The organism is Paenarthrobacter sp. PH39-S1 (genome assembly GCF_030063245.1).
GTDB lineage: Bacteria > Actinomycetota > Actinomycetes > Actinomycetales > Micrococcaceae > Arthrobacter_M.
In genome coordinates, this window is the sequence record NZ_JASISR010000088.1 from 1 (window position 1) to 1,951 (window position 1,951).

At 64.5% G+C, this 1,951-nt stretch carries 1 protein-coding gene; it reads right to left on the bottom strand.

All coding sequences use genetic code 11. The annotated features are described in order from the left end of the window. Nucleotides 1-33 precede the first annotated feature (33 nt). Nucleotides 34-1,317: an IS30 family transposase gene (locus tag QMG52_RS21580; RefSeq protein WP_283562451.1), complete on the bottom strand. Its 1,284-nt coding sequence runs from the start codon at nt 1,315-1,317 to the stop codon at nt 34-36. Between the last annotated feature and the right edge of the window lie 634 nt (nt 1,318-1,951).

A 1,951-nucleotide genomic window follows, 5' to 3' on the forward strand; every position in this document is an offset into this window, starting at 1 on the left:
CTTGAATTCTAGGGGTCGTGGCAACACCCGGGGTCAGTTGGGTATCAGTAAATCACGAAGTCGTTGGGCTGGAGTATTCCAGTCGAGCGTTTTGCGTGGTCTGCTGTTGAGTTCCTGGGCGACGTGCTCCAGGTCCTCGGGGCCGTAGGTGTTGAGGTCGGTGCCCTTGGGGAAGTATTGGCGGAGGAGTCCGTTGGTGTTTTCGTTGGATCCGCGCTGCCAGGGGCTGTGGGGGTCGCAGAAGTAGACGTCCATGTCGGTGGCAAGGCTGAAGGCCTTGTGCTTGGCCATTTCCACGCCCTGGTCCCAGGTCAGGGAGCCGCGCAGATGGGCCGGGAGGGTGGCCATGGTTTTGATCAGCCCGTCCCGGACCGATTCGGCGGTGTGGTCCACCGGCAGGTGGACGAGCATGACGTAGCGGGTGGTGCGCTCGACCAGCGTCGCAATCGCCGACTGGTTGTGGGCGCCGGTGATGAGGTCGCCCTCCCAGTGGCCCGGGATCGCGCGGTCCTGGACCTCGGCGGGGCGTTCGGAAATGTTGATCATCGGGTCCCGGAAACGGCTGGTGCGTTCTTCGGGATTTTTGTGTTTCTTGCGGCGGGTCCGCCCGGTGCGCAGGGCCTCCTTGACCTCGCGTTTGAGCCCGCCGCGGGCCTGGACGTACAGGGACTGGTAGATCGTTTCGTGACTCACGCGCAGGAGGGGGTCATCGGGGAATTCCTTGATCAGCGAGCAGGAAATCTGTTCCGGGGACCAGCGTATGCGCAGCTTGTCCTTGATGTAGTCGAGCAGTTTCCCGGCTGTTGCCAGCTTACTGTCCTTGGGCCGTGCCCGGGCGGCCGTAGCGGCCCGCTGGGCGCCGTAGGGCAGGTATCCCAGCGTTGGGTGGCTGTTGCGGCCGATCTCCCGGCTGATCGAGCCCGGGGAACGGCCCAGGTCCCGGGCGATGGCCCGCATCGACTCGGCCCGGGCGAGCAGGTCCGCGATTCTCTCGCGCTCCGGCAGGGACAGGTAGCGGTCGCTGACGGGCCGTTCCAGGGCATCCAGGGCATCCAGGGGCGCCGGGGCGGGTGCAGGCTCCGCCGGAGCTGCCGCCGGCTCCGCTGCCGTCGCGGGGGTCGGGGGTTCAGCAAAAGTAGTTCGCACCTCCCGTTTATACGGCAAAGACTGGGCATCGCCGCCAACAGCTCCCGTGTCGCGTGCTCCCTGTTGCCGGTCCCATTGGTAGGAGCTTTGCTTGCTGGCCCCCACCGCCGCCGCGGCGTCCCTCCGGCTGGCACCTTCCTTGCGCAGGCGAAGGTAGTTGATCTGCTTCATTGACGGCCGTCGTGCCCTGATAGAGACCACTCCGGCGGCACGGGCCCAGTTGAAGCAGGTCGACTGCTTCAGGCCAAGCTCCCTGGCGGCCAGGCTGACGCTGCCGACGTCCCGCAGCAAGCCCAGGAACTCCTCAATCACCGCAGCTGCGTAGCGTTGCGAGGGCGCAGTTTTCACGGTTCTCGCAGCCTGTGGTTTCCCGGCTATGGGATTGACCCGGCCGGCCCAGTTACGCGCGGTGCTGATGTTCAATCCCAGCTCCTGGGCCGCCGCGGCGATGGTGCCGGTCCGATCCAGTGCAGTATAGAACTCGTCCTTGTCTGCGTGGGTGTAAAGGCGCTGGGGCCTGATCCCGGCAGTGTTCGCCCATTTCTGGCAGGTGCTCCGATTGATGCCGAGCTCCTTCGCCGCGGCGGCGACAGTTCCGAAGCGCGCGACGGCGGAAAGAAATTCCTGCCGTTGGGCACGGCTGTGTGACTGCTGGTGGCGTTTGCCTGGCGTGCCGGCCGGCGGCACCAATTTTTCCCTTAAAGGTGATTTTTTCTTTAAGGAAGAACTATTTTTTGATGGTGAATCCATGGGTGGTGCAACTCCCGATTAGTCGGGGGTGTTGCAACGATCGCTAGAACTCGCC

What these genes read in the sequence shown, in the direction of transcription:
- QMG52_RS21580 (WP_283562451.1), bottom strand. Translation starts at nt 1,317, where the DNA reads ATGAAGCAGATCAACTACCTTCGCCTGCGCAAGGAAGGTGCCAGCCGG.